Below are 14,683 nucleotides of genomic sequence, written 5' to 3' on the forward strand. Positions count from 1 at the left end.
GGATCCCGGGCCCGTCAGGACTCCGAACCCGGCAGGCCGTTGATCCGGGCCGCCGCCTCCGTCACCCACGGCACGTTGCGCTCGGCGTAGCCCGCCGAGCACGCCAGCGACAGCGCCTCGTGGACGCCGTCGCCCACGACCGGCGCCACCTGGACGTCGCCCGCCAGCCGCGTGTAGTAGCGCACGTCCTTGCGGGCGTTGCCCAGGGCGAACTGCTGACGCTCGTGGTCGCCGTCCAGAGCGGCCCCCATGATGGCCAGCAGCTGGTTGTCGAACATCCCCCTGCCCAGCACGTCGACGAGCGTCCGCGGATCGGCGCCCGCCGCCCGCGCCACGGCGAACGACTCGGCCAGGGCCGTCGTCGCCGCTTGGAGGCAGAAGTTGTTGAGCAGCTTGATCGTGTGACCGGCGCCCACCGGGCCGGCGCGCAGGATGTTCTCGCAGTAGCTCGCCAGCACCGGCTCGATCCGGGCGAAGACCTCATCGTCGGCCCCGACGAGCGTGTTGAGGCGGCCCGCCTCCGCCTCGGCGGGGCCGCGGGTGAGCGGCGCATCCGCATAGGCCACGCCGAGCGCGGCGGCCTGCGCGGCGAGCTCGCGCGTGACGGCCGGCTCGCTCGTCGCCGCGTCGACAATGACCAGGCCCTCGCGGGGCCGGGTGAGCAGGCCGTCGGGGCCGGTCACCGTCTGCTGGACGTCCTGGGCCGTCGTGATGCACAGGACGACGATGTCGCAGCGGGCGCCCAGCTCGGCGTTCGAGTCGACGCGCCGGGCGCCCAGCTCGTCGAGCCCGGCCGGCGCGTGCGCGTGCACCGTGTAGAGAAGATCGAAACCGCTCCTGGCGATGTTCGAGGCCATGCCATGGCCCATGAGGCCGTTCGCCCCGATGAATCCGACTGTCGTCATCGTGCTCCCTCCGTCGGCGCGTCGACCGTCGGCGCGCCGCATCCAGGATCCCACCACGGCGCCCCGCCCCGGTGGCCCGGGGCCCGCCCGCCCGGGACGGGGGGACGCGCGGTCGTGCGGGCGGCGTCCGAACCAGTCGGGCGTCCCGGTCGTCGCCCGCGGGTCGGCCCGTCGGGTCGGGGCGGTGGCCCGTCCGCGGGATGCCCCGCTCCGGCGCCTCGGGGCCTCACAGGGTCAGCTGGTCGTGCGGACGGTAGCCGAACCGGTCGAGCGCCTCGGTCATCGTCTGCGAGACGGCCAGCGAGTCGGCGAGCGGCACCAGCTCGTGCTCGGTGGCGCCCGAGGCGATGGCATCGGTGACGGACTGGAGCTCGAGGCGGTAGCCGGAGCCCTCGAACGGCTCGCTGATCACCTGAGGGCCGTCGTCCGGGGCGTGCACGGTGATCTCCGAGGGGTGGTGGAAGCGCGGGCCGACCTCGATGAATCCCTCGGTGCCGGCGATGACCATGCGCGCCGGGCCGTGGCCGGCCAGCGAGCAGCACAGCTGCGCGAACGAGCCGTCGTCGTAGCGCAGCTGGAGCCCCATGTCGGCGTCCACCCCGTTGTCGTAGCAGCGCCCCGTGCACTGCATGGAGCACGGCGCGCCCAGGAAGTCCTGGGCGAAGTGCAGCACGTAGACGCCCAGGTCGAGCATCGCCCCGCCGCCCAGCTCGGGCGCGAAGAGGCGGTCGGTCGGGTCGAAGGGGCGGTGGGCGAACAGGTCGCCCTGGAGCGTGCGCACCTGGCCGATGCGGCCGGACTCGACGGCCTGGTGGGCCGCCCGGATGGCCGGCAGGAAGCGCGTCCACATGCCCTCCATGAGGAAGACCCGGCGCTCGGCGGCGGCGCGGATGAGCTGGCGCGCGTGCTCGCCCTGGCAGCACATCGACTTCTCGACGAGGACTGCCTTGCCGGCATCGATCGCCGCCAGCGCCAGCGGGAAGTGCCGGGCGTTGGGCGTGCCGATGTAGAGCGCGTCGACCTGCGGGTCGGCGACGAGCGCCTCGTAGCTGCCGTGGGCGTGCGGGATGCCGAACTCGACGGCGAAGGCCCGCGCCCGCTCCGTGCTGCGCGAGCCGACGGCGACGACCTCGGCGTCCTCGACGGCCCCGAACTCCGCCGCGATCATGTGGGAGATGCGGCCCGACCCGGCGATTCCCCATTGAATGCTCATGGCATGAGCCTAAAATCTCGCGCGCTCGATGAACAGATTCCGCACAGCGGATTCAGGGGCCGGCCGGTAGGGGGCCGTACCGGTGGACGATCGGGTCAGCGGCCGCGGCGCCTGCGGCGGTACTCGCGGCGCCGGGTGCGGTACTGCTCCCGGACGGTGTCGCGGAGCTCGCGACGCACGGCCCGCGCCTCCTGCCGGGCCGTGCGGTACTGCTCCCGGCCCGCGTGTGGCCGCACGGAGTCGTCCGGGCCCCCGGGCAGGGCCGCCGGCCGCTCCCCGACGGCCGGCAATTCCTGTCGGTCGCCGCGGCGCAGGCTCCTGCTCATGATGCCGCAGCCCACCATGACCGCGATCGCGGCGGCCCAGACCTCTCCCGGCGCGCCGAGCAGGGTGGCGATGAGGGCGGCCGACCAGACCAGCCCGCCGACGGCGACGAGCATCGCGCCCGTCACCCCGCGATGCGACGGCCGGGGGGCCGGCGGCGCCTGCCAGGGCGTCAGCGCGCTGGGACGGGCGGCCCGCCCGACCGGGCCCGTCTCGTCGAAGAAGCGGGTCTGCGGGTCGTCGGGAAGATCGGTGAACAGCGGGTCGAGCTCGCTCTGGTAGTGCGCGGCGAGCGCCTTCTCCATGCGCTCCTCGAACTCCCCGGTGCTCAGCCGACCGGCGGCGTAGTGCGACTGGAGCCGCGCGAGGGCGGCGTCGCGCTCGACATCGCCGATGCGCAGGGATGATGAGATGTCCACCCCGCCATGCTATTCCCCGGGGCCCGGTGACCGCCCGCTAGAGTTGGCTGCGTCGAACCACAGGGGGGACCCATGGCCAGGATCGTCCAGAAGTACGGCGGATCATCCGTTGCGGATGCCGCGTCCATCAAGCGCGTCGCACGGCGCATCGCCCGCGCCCGACAGGAGGGCAACGACGTCGTCGTCGTCATCTCGGCGATGGGCGACGCCACCGACGAGCTCATGGACCTGGCCCTCGAGGTGAGCCCCCAGCCCCAGCCCCGCGAGCTCGACATGCTGCTCACCACCGGCGAGCGCCAGAGCGCCGCCCTGCTCGCCATGGCCCTCAACGACCTCGGCGTGCCCGCCCGCAGCTACACCGGGAGCCAGGCCGGCGTCATCACGACCGGGCTGCACGGCAACGCCCGCATCATCGACATCACCCCCGGCCGCGTCAACAAGTCCCTCGAGGCCGGCAACATCACCATCGTCGCCGGCTTCCAGGGCGTCAGCCAGGACACCAAGGACGTCACGACGCTCGGCCGCGGCGCCTCCGACACCACGGCGGTCGCCCTCGCCGCCTCGCTCGGCGCCGAGTACTGCGAGATCTACACCGACGTCGACGGCGTCTTCACCGCCGACCCCCGCATCGTCCCGGCGGCCGCCCCGATCCCCGAGATCACCTACGAGGAGATGATGGAGATGGCGGCCTGCGGTTCGAAGGTGCTGCACCTGCGCTGCGTCGAGTACGCGCGCCGCGAGAACATCCCCGTGCACGTCCGCAGCTCGTTCGACGACAAGCCGGGCACCTGGGTCACGGGCCACACCGACATGAAGAAGGGCAATGAGATGGAACAGGCCATTATCACCGGCGTCGCCTCCGACCGCGGCGAGGCGAAGATCACCATCGTCGGGGTGCCCGACCAGATCGGCAAGGCCGCCAGGATCTTCGACGTCATCGCCGAGGCAGAGATCAACATCGACGTCATCGTCCAGAACGCCTCGGCCGCCACGGGCCGCACCGACATCTCCTTCACCCTGCCGATGAGCGACGGCAAGAGGGCCATCGACGCGCTCAAGGCCGGCCAGGACGAGATCGGCTTCGAGAAGCTCCTCTACGACGACCAGATCGGCAAGCTGTCCGTCATCGGCGTCGGCATGCGCACCCACCCGGGCGTCACCGCCCGCTTCTTCGACGCCCTCGCCGAGCAGGACATCAACATCGACATGATCTCCACCTCGGAGATCCGCATCTCCGTCGTGGTCGAGGTCGACCTGCTCGACCGGGCCGTCCGCGCCGCCCACACCGCCTTCGGCCTCGACGCCGACGGCGAGGCCGTCGTCTACGCGGGTACCGGGCGTTGAGCTATCGCCCCCGCCGGGCCGCCGAGCCGCCGCCGGACCCCTACGGCGACGACGAGCAGACGCGCATCATCCCGCGCACCGAGCTCGAGGCCCTGGCGCCCGCCCTGCCGGGGGTGGGGCGCCTGGTGAGCCCGGGCCCGAGCGGTCCCGGGGCGCCGCGCGTGGGCGCGGGTCCGCCGTCGGACGGGGGGCTGAGCCAGGACGAGCTCGACGAGCGCGACCGCCGCAATCTCGGCCGCAACTCCGTCCTCATGGCCTCGGGCACCCTCGTGTCCCGGGTCCTGGGCATGGTCAACGCCATGCTCCTGGTCAAGGTCGTCGGCCAGACCCTCGCCGCCGACGCCTTCCGCTCGGCCAACTCGCTGCCGAACTACATCCTCGTACTCCTGTCGGGCGGCATCCTCAACGCCGTCCTGCTGCCGCAGATCACCAAGGCGATGAAGCGCCCCGACGGCGGCCGGGAGTTCGTCGACCGGCTCCTCACGGTCACCTTCGCGCTCATCGCGGGCGTCGCGCTCCTGTGCACGGTCGGCGCCGAGGTGCTCATGCGCGTCTTCACCCGGCTGCAGGGCCCCGCCCTGCACCTGGCGGTCGAGTTCGCCTTCCTCTGCATGCCGCAGGTGCTCTTCTACGGCGTCTTCGCCGTCTTCGGGAATCTGCTCAACGCGCGCGGCTCCTTCGGACCCTACGGGTGGGCGCCCGTGCTCAACAATGTCGTCGCCATCTCCGGCGAGCTCGCCTTCCTGCGCCTGTGGGGCCAGCAGGCCGACCCGTCGGCCTGGACCGGCTCGATGATCCTGGTGCTCGCCGGCACCGCGAGCCTCGGCATCCTCGCGCAGGCGCTCGTCCTCGTGCCCGTGCTGGCGCGCACCGGCTTCCGCTGGCGGCCCCGCTGGGGCCTGCGCGGCTACGGCTTCGGCCAGGTCGGACGCTTCGCCGGCCTCACCTTCCTGGCGCTGTGCATCGCCCAGGGCGGCGGCCTGTTCATCATGAACGTCGCGACCGGCATGATCGACCGCGGCCCCGCCGGCCAGTACGTGGCCGGCTACGCGGCCTACCAGAACGCCAACACGCTCTTCCAGATGCCCTACTCGCTCATCGCCTTCTCGATCCTCACGGCGCTGTTCCCGCAGCTGGCCCGCGCCTGGCAACGCCGCGACGAGGAGTCGGGGCTGGACGGCATGCGCGAACTGCTCCACAAGGGCCTGACCCTGCCGATGGTCGGCATCATCCCGACGAGCGTCGTGCTCATCGCGCTGGCCCGCCCGGTCGTGCGCGGCATCTACTGGAGCCTGGCCCCGGTGGAGGCCACCGCGACCGCCTGGGCGCTCGTGCTCATGGCCGCCTCGACCGTCCCGTACACGATCGTCACGCTGCAGCAGCAGTACTGCTTCGCCACCGAGCAGGGCGGCACGAACCTGTGGATGCAGTGCCTGGTCACCGGCCTCCAGGTGCTCTTCGCCCTGGCGGCCTCGTTCGCCCCGGCCAGGGTCGGCGTCGTGACGATCTGCGCGGGCATGTTCGTCGGCAATGCGGCGCTGTCCATCGTCTTCACCGGGTACGCCCGCCGCCAGATGGAGGGCCTGAACCTGCGCGGCGTCCTCGGCCTGTACGCCCGCATGCTCGCCGCCTCGGTCGTCGGCGGCGTGCCCGCCTACCTCGTCGGCTCGTTCATCGTCTGGACCATGCACGACACGCTGCTCGCCCAGTACGCGGCCGACGCCGTCGGGGTGGTCGTCTTCTCGGTCTTCCTGCTCATCGGCGTGAGGATCTTCCGGGTCCGCGAGTTCGACGCCTTCCTCGACTCCATCCTGCGCAGGCTGCACCTTCGGCGCGGATGAGGCCGGTTCCGCGGGGAGGGGCCCGGGGAATCCCCGGACCCCTCCCCACGATGCCCCCGGGGCCGCGCCGGCCGCTCAGGAGCGGGCGAGCAGGGCCGCCACCTCGTCGGCGTCCGGCGGGTCCGCGCCGATGCGCGAGCAGGTGATCGAGGCGGCCGCGCAGCCGCTGCGCATCGCCTCGGTGAGATCCTGCTCGTCGAGCCACACCTTGAGGAAGCCGGCGGTGAAGGTGTCCCCGGCCCCGACGGTGTCGGCGACGGCCGTCGGGATGCCCGGCACCGACGCGAGCTCGCGATCCGCGCCGACCGCGAAGGCGCCCTGACCGCCGACCGTGACGACGACCATGTCGAGCCCGTGGTCGCGGGCCATGCCGGCGGCGAGCTCCTGGGCGCTCGCCCCGCTGCACGGGTCGAGCCAGCGCAGGTCCTCGTCGCTGGCCCTCACGATGCCGCCGCGCTCGCCGAGCACCGTGAGGAAGGGGTCGAGCAGCTCGGCGTAGCGCCCGGGGTCGGGCTCCACGGTGGGACGCACGTTGAGGTCGAACGACAGCCGCGCCGGCGTCCTGGCCAGGTAGTCGAGCAGGGTGCTGCGGCCCGGCTCGACGACGGCCACCAGCGAGCCGGTGTGGAGCCAGTCGTCGGCGGTCAGCTCGGGCAGGTCCTCGGGCCTCCAGTTGAAGTTGGCCGTGTTCCTCAGGTGGAAGGTGTAGGTGGCCTGACCGGTGGAGTCGACGCTGACGATCGCCAGCGAGGTGGGCTCGGCCTCGGTCTGCACGGTCAGGTCCAGACCGACGTCGTTGACGGCCAGGTGACTGCGCAGCTGGGCGCCGAAGCCGTCGCCGCCGAGACGGCCGAGGAATTGGGCGGGCATGCCCAGGCGGGCCAGGGCGATCGCCGTGTTGAGCGGACCGCCGGCGGAGTGCGCCTGCCACAGGCTCGACTGCGTCGTGCCGGGGACGGAGTTGTCGGGGATGAGATCGATGAGTGCTTCGCCGCACACCACTACGCGCATGACCTCACTCTAAACGAGGCTGCGCCGACGTGCCGCCTCGTCCGGAATCTCGTGCCACCGGGTTCGACCCCGACCGGCGGCCCCGGGGGCTCAGCGATGGCCGTGGAGGATTCCGGCGTTGCGGATCATCCACGGCGTCCTGACCCAGGAGGGGGCGCCGACGAGGTTCTCGGTGTGGGGGATGTACTCGATGTCGGAGACGCCCTCGGCGCGGAGCTCCTGGACGAAGGCCGTCATGTCGCCGTAGAGCCTCGGCTGGGCGAACAGGTCCTGGAAGCTGAAGGCGCCGCCCGGGCGGACGACGCGCAGCGCCTCGCGGACGAGGGCCCGCTTGTCGGGCTCGGAGCGAACCTCGTGGAAGACGAAGTTGCTCACCGCGGCGTCGAAGGAGCCGTCGGGGAAGTCGAGATGGGCCGCGTCCCCCTCGACGAAGGACGTGGGCGCGGTGATGCCCTCGGCGCGCGCGTTGGCCTCGCACTGCTCCTTGGCGCGACTCCTCGTGGCGCCCCAGTCGTCGATGCCGGTGAACTCCCCGTCGGGGAAGGTCATGGCGCAACGGGCGGTGAGCGCCGCGGCGCCGCAGCCGATGTCGAGGAGCCGGCCGCGACCGTCCCAGTCGAGGTTGTCGACGACCATCTGGTGCATGGCGCCCATGAGGCCTCCGCCGTCGAAGGCGAAGAGCCGGCGGCACAGCTCCATGTAGACGGTGAAGGCGATCACGAGGGCGCACAGGAGACCGACGACGATCAGCGCGCTCGCGTGGGCCCACACGATGAGCAGCAGCGCGAAGACGAGCAGCAGGACGCCGCAGAGGATGAACAGGACGCGCATGAGCCGGGACGGCACGCAGTTGCCGTAGTCGGCCTGACCGGTGCTCTGCAGCTCGAACTCGGCGGCCGCGTACTCCGCCGGATCGGTGCGCAACGGCTGCTCATCACGGTTGGTCATGACGGCTCCTGCACCCCCTGTCGGCTGGCAACAGCTTAGTGAACCGGTGGGGGCAAGGCCAGGGGAAGGGCCGTTCGGTCCCCGGTGAAATCCCATGTCAAGACCCTGATATTCCGGGCCGGTGGGGCCGTGTCGACGCTCAGGGCGGATTCAGTGCGCCAGCTGGTCGACGATCTCGGCGTTCGGCAACGCCGACAGCGAACGGCCCGGGACGATGAGCTTGGCGGACCTGGTCCCGGCGCCGATGCAGACCCGCTCGGCCCGCGCCACCGCCGTGTCGATCCAGATCGGCCACTCGGGCGGCAGCCCCACCGGGGTGATCGCGCCGTACTCCATGCCGGACTCGGCGACCGCGTCGTCCATCGGGGCGAAGGAGCACTTGCGCACGTCGAGGCGCCTGCGGACGAGCCGGTTGACGTCGACGCGAGTGGTGGCCAGGGCCAGGCAGGCCGCGGTGCGCTCCGTCTCGCCGCGCCGGCCCCGGACGATGACGCAGTTGCCGCAGGTCGACTCGTCCTCGCCGTAGGCCCGGCACAGCGCCTCGGTGTCGGACAGCGCCGGGTCGATGACGAAGACCTCGGCGTCGGGCAGCAGGTGGATGAGCCGGCGGACGGGCTCGCCGAGCAGTTCGGGGTGCTCGGCGGCGGGCTGGTGCGGAAGCTGGTCGAACATGCCTCCGAGCGTAGACGGGGCCCGGCGCGCCCGGCCGCGTCCCGGAGCTCACCCGCTCGTCCGGCCGCGGGCCCTCCGGGCGTCGAGGCGGTCCATCCAGGCGTCGATGAGCCGGTGCGGGGCGATGAGGCCGATGGCCATCGCGACGATGATGAAACCCGCCGTCGTGAGGTCGGTCATCGTCGCCAGCGCCTCGGCCGGGTCGCCCGCCGAGGTCGTGAAGGCGATGAGCCCGGCCATGCCGCGGAACAGGTAGACGCCCGGCACGAGCGCGACCACCGAGGCGAAGCCGACCCCGGCGAAGGGGACGTGGCGCAACCGGCAGATGGGCGTCGCGACGAGGCTCACCACCAGGCAGTCGAGGAGGGCCCCGGCCGGTGCGCTCCAGCCCAGGTCGTTGATCGCCAGCCAGCGCACGCCGTGACCGAGGGCCCCGGCGAGGAAGGCCAGGATGATCGTCCGGTAGGGCATCGAGAAGAAGACGGGGAAGCAGCAGGCCGCACCGGCCGCCGCGAGCACGTCGAGCCACAGTGGGATGGCGCCGGTCCGGGCGGTGACGGGCAGGTCCGCCCCGCCCAGGGCCAGGCCGCCGATGATGCCCGCCGCGATGGCGAGGATCGTGAGGCCGGCCTCGCAGATGCGCGCCACCGCCAAGTCGTGGCGGTGTCGGGCGATGTCCATGCAGGCGTTGAGCAGTTGCGGGCCCGGCACGAGCATCATGCCGGGGCAGACGGCGATCAGTCGGGCCGAGCTCGACCAGCCCAGGTGCACCGAGAGGGCTCCGGCCAGGCCCGCGACGAAGGCGGCGGCCAGGGCCCGGGTCGCCTGGCCCGCGCCCGCCGGCAGGACCCGCCGGAGGAGCCCGCCCAGGGCGGAGGCCGCGAAGAGCAGTGCCACGGAGTGGACGTGACCGATGCCGTAGAGCAGAGACATCATCGTCGCGCCGACCCCGCAGGCCAGGCAGAACAGCCAGGTGGGGCAGGCGGGGAGTCGGGCCGCCTGCGTGACGGCCGCGGTCAGCCCGGCGCGGTCGGGGCCGCCGGGCGCGTGGAGCGCCTTGTGGATGCGGCTGACCCGGCGCATGTTGATGCCCTCGATGCGGGTGGGGACCGCGCGGACGATCGTGCCGTCGGGATGCAGCAGGCTCAGCTGGGGCCAGGACGGGACGAGCGTGTAGTCGGTGCCGAACAGCGCGTTGAGCTCGCCGACGACCTCGGTCGTGGCGTGCGTCGTCTCGCCGTTCGTGTAGAGGATCTGCGCCGCCTGGGCGATGAGGGTGGCGTGGGGCGCGTCATGACCGGACGGGGTGACGGACGAGGGCACGGGGCCAACCATAGTCGCGCCCGGCGGCCCCGCCCCGCGCGCCCCGCCGCCCCGGGATGGGCCGGTCGGGGGCGACGGCGCGGGGCGGTGGCGGTACCTTCGTGCCATGAAGAAACTCATCAACTCCGTCGACACCGTCGTCGCGGATGCCCTGGCGGGCATGGCGGCCGCGCATCCGGACGCCCTGCGCGTCGACCTCGACAAGCACATCGTCTACCGGGCCCGCGCCAAGGAGCAGGGCAGGGTCGCCATCGTCTCCGGCGGTGGCAGCGGGCACGAGCCCCTTCACGGGGGCTTCGTCGGCCCCGGCATGCTCGACGCCGCCTGCGCGGGCGAGATCTTCACCTCGCCGGTGCCCGACCAGATCATCGCCGCCACCACCGCCGTCGACCGCGGCGCCGGCGTGCTCCACCTGGTGAAGAACTACACCGGCGACGTCATGAACTTCGAGATGGCCGCCGAGATCGCCGCCGGCTCCGGCATCGAGGTCGCCACGGTCGTCACGAACGACGACGTCGCCGTCGAGGACTCCCTCTACACGGCCGGTCGCCGCGGCGTGGGGGTCACCGTCCTCGCCGAGAAGATCGCCGGCGCCGCCGCGGAGCAGGGCCGCCCCCTGGCCGAGGTCGCCGAGATCGCCACCCGCGTCAACGCCAACGGGCGCTCGATGGGCATGGCGCTCACCAGCTGCACCGTTCCCGCCAACGGCAAGCCGTCCTTCGACCTGCCCGACGACGAGATGGAGATCGGCATCGGCATCCACGGCGAGCCCGGCCGCCACCGCGAGAAGATCGCCCCAGCCTCCGAGATCGCCGGGCGACTCGTCGAGCCGATCCTCGCCGAGCTGCCCGCCGGCGACGGCCACGGCGTCATCGCCTTCCTCAACGGCATGGGCGCGAGCCCGCTCATCGAGCTCTACGTCATGTACCACGAGGTCGCCGAGCTGCTCGCGGCCAGGGGCGTCGGGATCGAGCGCCGCCTCGTCGGCAACTACATCACCAGCCTCGACATGGCCGGCTGCTCGCTCACCCTGCTGCGCGCCGACGACGAGATGCTGCGCCTGTGGGATGCCCCGGTGAACACGCCCGGGCTGCGCTGGGGGGCCTGAGATGGCGGCGACGATCGGCTCCGACGTCCTCGTGACCTGGCTGCGACTGGCCGACGCCGCGATCGCCGAGCGCGCCGACGAGCTCACCGAGCTCGACGCGGCCATCGGCGACGCCGACCACGGCACCAACATGCGGCGCGGCATGGCGGCCGTCGTCGAGGCGGTGGACGCGGGCGGGCCCGGAGGGGCCGACGCCCTGCTCAAGAAGGCGGGCATGACCCTCGTGTCCACCGTCGGCGGCGCGGCCGGGCCGCTCTACGGCACCTTCCTCCTGCGCATGGGCGGGGCCCTCAAGGATGTCGGGGCGATCGGCTCGACCTCACTGGCCGACGCCGTCGAGGCGGGCGTCGGCGGCCTCGTCGCCCGGGGGAAGGCCGCCGAGGGCGAGAAGACGATGCTCGACGCCTGGTACCCGGCGCTGCGCGCCCTCAGGGGGCACCCCGAGGACATCGTCGCCGCGACGCGCGCCGCCGCGGACGCCGCGGCGTCCGGCCGGGACGCGACGGAGCCGATGATCGCCACCAAGGGGCGCGCCTCCTACCTGGGGGAGCGCTCCGCCGGGCACATCGACCCCGGTGCCGCCTCGACGGCCATCATCGTCGACGCCCTGGCCCGGGCCGTGGCGGGGGAGACGGCATGACCGGCATCGTCGTCGTCTCCCACTCGCGGCAGCTGGCCGGGGCCGCCGTCGATCTCACGAGGCGGCTCATGCCGGCCTCGCGGGTGCGCCTCGAGACGGCCGCCGGCACCGCCGAGGGCGCGCTCGGCACCGATGCCATGGCGATCGTCGAGGCCGTCGGGCGCGCCGACGACGGGGAGGGCGTCGTCGTCCTCATGGACCTGGGCAGTGCCGTGATGAGCGCACAGACCGCCGTCGAGTTCCTCGATCCGGAGGTGGCCGAGCGCACGAGGCTGCTCGCGGCCCCGCTCGTCGAGGGCCTGTTCGCCGCCTACTCGGCGGCGGGCATCGGCCGCGACCTCGACCGCGTGTGCGCCGAGGCCGAGCGGGCCGTCGAGGCGAAGCGCAGGCAGCTCGCGGACTGAGGGCGGCCGACGCGCGGATGGCGCACGCCCGCTCACCGGCCGGGTGTGCGCCATCGAGGCCTGCCGCCGCGCGCAGGGCCGGGCCGTCAGCTCATGGCCTTGTACCAGGCCGATACGATCTGCACCCGGTCGCGCAGCCCGGTCTTCGCCAGGATCCTGCTGACGCTGCGCCGTACCGATGCCTCCTGGATCGTCATGACCTTCGCGATCTCGCCGTTCGACCGGCCGTCGGCCATCAGCTCGACGACCTGCCGCTCGCGCGGGGACAGCTCGGAGAACAGGGCGTCCGGCGGGCGCCCATCGGGCGGGTCCAGGCGTCCTGCCCTGCTCAGGATCTTGCGGGTGATCCGTGGGGTCAGCACCGCCTCTCCAGCGGCCAGCGCGTGGATGGCACGGGTGATGTCCTCCCCTCTGGCGTCCTTGAGAAGGAAGCCCACTGCGCCCGCGGACAGCCCCTTGAACGCGTAATCGTCCTGGTCGTACGTGGTCAGGATGAGGACGTGCACCCCGGGGAACGCCCTGACGATCCGCCGGGTCGCCTGGATCCCGTCCATACCGGGCATGCGCACGTCCATCAGGATGACGTCCGGGATCGGTCGACCTCGCTCCCTCAGGCCGGCGATCACGTCCAACGCGGCACGCCCGTCCTCGGCCTCGGCGACGACGGTGATTCGCGGGTCCTTGCGGACGACCAAGGACAGAGCGAAGCGTTCGAGCTCGTGGTCGTCGACGATCATGACCCCGATCATGGCGCTGTCGCCCTCTCCGCGCCCTCCGGCGCGACAGTGGCATCGATCACCCAGCCGCTGCCGTCCGGTGAACCGGCGTAGAAGTCCCCGTGTCGGGCGAGGATCAGGTCCCGGTGACGGCGCAGTCCCGTGCCGCTGCACGGCTCCTTCCCCTCCCGCCCCCGCACGTCGCCGTCGTCCTCGACGAGGACGTGCGTGGAGCCGTCCGGGTGGTGTCGCCACAGGACCGCTATGTGCGTGATGCCCGCGCCATGGCGTAGGCAGTTGGTCAGCGCCTCGCGGGTCAGGGAGAAGCAGAGCCCGCCGTTCTCGCCTGCGGGGCGGGCGCCCTCCTCGGTGAAGCTCGTGATGATGCCGGAGGCGCGGACATGGTCGAGCAGCTCTCCGACGTCGTCCCAGCCGTGCTGCGCGGTGCACTGCTGCGACACGGTGCCGACCCCCGATCCGGTGACGTCGGCGCCGGGCCCCGATGACTGCGTGGTACCGAGCGACTCGACGACCTGCCGCGTCTCACCGAGCCCCTCTCGGGCCAGCGAGTTGATGCCCTGGACGGCCCTGGCGCAGTCGGGGTCGGTCGAGAGGCCCGTCAGACCCTCGGACAGCGCGATGATGGTCGTCAGGCAGTGACCCACGCTGTCGTGCAGCTGAACGGCGAGTCGTTCCCGCTCGATGGACCGGTCGCGCTGTTGGGCCACCCGGTCGGCGCGCAGGCGCTCCCGTTCCGCCTCGCGTAGCGACTCCTGCCGCGCCCGCCACGCCCGCGCCATGAGGCCGGCCATCACCACGCAGAGCACGGCTCCTGCGCGCCCGGCCAGCAGCAGGCCTTCATCGTCGGAGTCGGGTCGCTCCACGACTGCTGGCACCGTGACGAGGACCAAGGTGCCGGCGACGCCAGCGGCTGCGCGTCTTGCGCTGGTCCGGACGAGACAGGAGTGGAGAACCGCCGAATACGGTATCGCCATGCTCTGCTCCGCATGGAGGGCGACCGCCGGCAGATAGGCGCCGGCGACCATTGACAGGGCCAGCAGAGGGCGGCCAGTCCGCAGGGCCATGGCCGTGATGCCGATGGCCATTATCAACAGGGTGAGGCATCGCACCATCATCGGCGGCGCCGAACTCCTCTGCCCCGAGAAACTGATCGACATCGCCGCCACGCTCAGTAGAGCGAGAAGGCATGTGCTTCCTCCCCACGACGAGAGGAAACGGCGATGAGTCATGGGCATCCCTCCGCAGGTGGTCCACCGAGCAGCATCAATGAGATTGATGGTACATCATCCCGAGCGGAGTAGGAAGATCGCTGCACGTCGGACCCGGTGCGCTACGAGGCGCCGGAGTTCTGACCGTTCCGGACTGAGTGCCAAGGTTGTACCGCCTGCAAATGGACGATGCGCAGGTGAACAGACGACGAACTCGTTTTTCGGCTTGGTTGGTTTCCTGTGTCGGGTGGCACACAAACCCAGATGTCATCACATTATGACAGTTATCATCATATCATGACAGTTTGGTTGGACGTCCTGACATCATTCGTTGTCAATCATGCGTGCAGATGTTGACGGAGCTAAAAACGGAGCTAAAAGAGGTGCGAGAGCTTTGTTATGCGCAGTTGAATCGCGCAGTCGAAGCAGCAAGACAGGAAGGAGGCTCCGACATGTACGAGACGCCGGTTCTGACGAGGATCGCTGATTTTGCCGACGCCACCAATGGCGCAGGGCATGCACCCCTGAAAGACGTATGGGGGTTCCGTGCACTGGCTGTTGTCTACTGGCCATGGTCCTGACGATC

At 71.7% G+C, this 14,683-nt stretch carries 15 protein-coding genes; 6 read left to right on the forward strand and 9 right to left on the reverse strand.

Features of this window, described 5'->3' with window-relative positions:
• Positions 1–14 precede the first annotated feature (14 nt).
• The 3 genes from EGX94_RS07980 to EGX94_RS07990 all read right to left on the reverse strand — a co-directional run bounded on the left by EGX94_RS07980 (position 15) and on the right by EGX94_RS07990 (position 2,861).
• Positions 15–905, reverse strand: coding sequence for an NAD(P)-dependent oxidoreductase (locus tag EGX94_RS07980; RefSeq protein WP_028706594.1), 891 nt, complete (start codon positions 903–905; stop codon positions 15–17).
• A gap of 226 nt (positions 906–1,131) precedes the next feature.
• Entirely contained in the window at positions 1,132–2,118 is a 987-nt protein-coding gene (locus tag EGX94_RS07985; RefSeq protein ID WP_021797019.1) for a Gfo/Idh/MocA family protein, read from the reverse strand.
• A gap of 95 nt (positions 2,119–2,213) precedes the next feature.
• Positions 2,214–2,861, reverse strand: a complete 648-nt coding sequence (locus EGX94_RS07990) for a DUF1707 SHOCT-like domain-containing protein (protein ID WP_021797021.1) — start codon at positions 2,859–2,861, stop codon at positions 2,214–2,216.
• Between the two features lie 72 nt (positions 2,862–2,933).
• Here EGX94_RS07990 and EGX94_RS07995 point away from each other — a divergent pair, with 72 nt between their 5' ends.
• Positions 2,934–4,205, forward strand: a complete 1,272-nt coding sequence (locus tag EGX94_RS07995; RefSeq protein WP_021797022.1) for an aspartate kinase — start codon at positions 2,934–2,936, stop codon at positions 4,203–4,205.
• Entirely contained in the window at positions 4,202–6,046 is a 1,845-nt protein-coding gene (locus EGX94_RS08000; RefSeq protein WP_051245479.1) for a murein biosynthesis integral membrane protein MurJ, read from the forward strand. The genes EGX94_RS07995 and EGX94_RS08000 overlap by 4 nt, the downstream gene beginning before the upstream one ends.
• Positions 6,047–6,121: 75 nt before the next feature.
• Here the strand turns inward: EGX94_RS08000 and EGX94_RS08005 are convergent, their stop codons facing one another.
• From EGX94_RS08005 to EGX94_RS08020, 4 genes are all read right to left on the reverse strand, one after another.
• On the reverse strand, positions 6,122–7,057 hold the full coding sequence (locus EGX94_RS08005) for a carbohydrate kinase family protein (protein ID WP_021798919.1): 936 nt from the start codon (positions 7,055–7,057) through the stop codon (positions 6,122–6,124).
• 90 nt (positions 7,058–7,147) lie between these two features.
• Complete coding sequence (locus EGX94_RS08010; protein WP_021798917.1) at positions 7,148–8,005, reverse strand: class I SAM-dependent methyltransferase; 858 nt, start codon at positions 8,003–8,005, stop codon at positions 7,148–7,150.
• Positions 8,006–8,155: 150 nt separating this feature from the next.
• On the reverse strand, positions 8,156–8,677 hold the full coding sequence (locus tag EGX94_RS08015) for a YbaK/EbsC family protein (RefSeq protein ID WP_021798918.1): 522 nt from the start codon (positions 8,675–8,677) through the stop codon (positions 8,156–8,158).
• 48 nt (positions 8,678–8,725) lie between these two features.
• Positions 8,726–10,000 carry a threonine/serine exporter family protein gene (locus EGX94_RS08020; RefSeq protein WP_021798916.1) on the reverse strand — a complete coding sequence of 425 codons (1,275 nt, stop codon included), beginning with the start codon at positions 9,998–10,000 and terminating at the stop codon, positions 8,726–8,728.
• 106 nt (positions 10,001–10,106) lie between these two features.
• Between EGX94_RS08020 and dhaK the strand changes: the two genes are divergently transcribed.
• Genes dhaK through dhaM form a run of 3 tightly spaced genes read left to right on the forward strand, consistent with a single transcriptional unit; the run spans position 10,107 to position 12,152 of the window.
• Positions 10,107–11,108: a dihydroxyacetone kinase subunit DhaK gene (gene dhaK, locus EGX94_RS08025; protein WP_021796461.1), complete on the forward strand. Its 1,002-nt coding sequence runs from the start codon at positions 10,107–10,109 to the stop codon at positions 11,106–11,108.
• 1 nt (position 11,109) lies between these two features.
• Positions 11,110–11,748 carry a dihydroxyacetone kinase subunit DhaL gene (gene dhaL / locus EGX94_RS08030; protein WP_021796474.1) on the forward strand — a complete coding sequence of 213 codons (639 nt, stop codon included), beginning with the start codon at positions 11,110–11,112 and terminating at the stop codon, positions 11,746–11,748.
• Positions 11,745–12,152 (forward strand): dihydroxyacetone kinase phosphoryl donor subunit DhaM, encoded by a 408-nt coding sequence (dhaM, locus tag EGX94_RS08035; protein WP_021796475.1) that lies wholly within the window; start codon positions 11,745–11,747, stop codon positions 12,150–12,152. Before dhaL ends, dhaM begins: the two co-directional genes overlap by 4 nt.
• 86 nt (positions 12,153–12,238) lie before the next feature.
• On the opposite strand, the gene EGX94_RS08040 is transcribed toward dhaM, so the two are convergent.
• On the reverse strand, positions 12,239–12,889 hold the full coding sequence (locus tag EGX94_RS08040) for a response regulator transcription factor (protein WP_231386071.1): 651 nt from the start codon (positions 12,887–12,889) through the stop codon (positions 12,239–12,241).
• An 8-nt stretch (positions 12,890–12,897) separates the two neighbouring features.
• Positions 12,898–13,974 (reverse strand): sensor histidine kinase, encoded by a 1,077-nt coding sequence (locus EGX94_RS08045; RefSeq protein ID WP_162142573.1) that lies wholly within the window; start codon positions 13,972–13,974, stop codon positions 12,898–12,900.
• A gap of 473 nt (positions 13,975–14,447) precedes the next feature.
• Between EGX94_RS08045 and EGX94_RS08050 the strand changes: the two genes are divergently transcribed.
• Positions 14,448–14,678 carry a lasso RiPP family leader peptide-containing protein gene (locus EGX94_RS08050; protein WP_123826157.1) on the forward strand — a complete coding sequence of 77 codons (231 nt, stop codon included), beginning with the start codon at positions 14,448–14,450 and terminating at the stop codon, positions 14,676–14,678.
• Positions 14,679–14,683: the final 5 nt, after the last annotated feature.

This window comes from Propionibacterium acidifaciens, assembly GCF_003798325.1.
GTDB classification, from domain to species: Bacteria; Actinomycetota; Actinomycetes; order Propionibacteriales; family Propionibacteriaceae; genus Propionibacterium; species Propionibacterium acidifaciens.